This window comes from Aminobacter sp. P4_D5, assembly GCF_056401815.1.
Map to the genome: position 1 here is coordinate 1 of NZ_JBFUIP010000897.1, position 636 is coordinate 636.

Annotated in this window: 1 protein-coding gene; it reads left to right on the forward strand. The window is 68.4% G+C overall.

Annotated elements, in window-relative coordinates; all coding sequences use genetic code 11:
* Nucleotides 1-636 (forward strand): TRAP transporter large permease subunit (locus tag AC1DWF_RS35660; protein WP_476843176.1); only part of this gene is annotated, 636 nt, incomplete at both ends.

Here is a 636-nt window from a genome sequence, read left to right on the forward strand (position 1 = left end):
GTGAACATCCTGGCCTGCGGCATCTTCGGCTCGGTCTCGGGCTCCTCGGCCGCGACCTGCGCCACCGTCTCCAAGATCGCGCTGCCGGAGCTCAAGAAGCGCGGTTATGACGAGGACGTGGCGATCGGCTCGCTGGCCACATCGGGCACGCTCGGCATCCTGATCCCGCCCTCGATCATCATGGTGGTCTATGCGGTGGCGGCCGAGGTCTCGATCGTGCGCGTCTTCATCGCGGGGTGCCTGCCCGGGCTGATCGTGATGCTGCTGTTCAGCGCCTATATCGTGGTCTGGGCGCTGCTCAACCCGAAGAAGCAGCCGGCGCCCGAGCCGCGCATCTCCTTCGCGGAGAAGCTGCGGCAGAGCTCCAAGCTCATCCCCTGCGCCGTGCTGATCGTCGTTGTCATCGGCACGATGTTCGTGGGCTGGGCCACCGCCACCGAGGCCGCCGCCTTCGGCGTGCTGGGCTCACTGCTCATGGCTGGCGGCCGCTGGCCCGGCCTCGCCTTGCTGGGGCTGGACCTCGTCGCCTGGGCGACGGGGCTGATCCCCTTCTCGCAGGTCTGGCCCATCGCCTTCTTCGCCCTGCTCGGCATCGCCGCCGGTGAGCGCGTACTGACCTGGCAGAGCTTCCTGGAC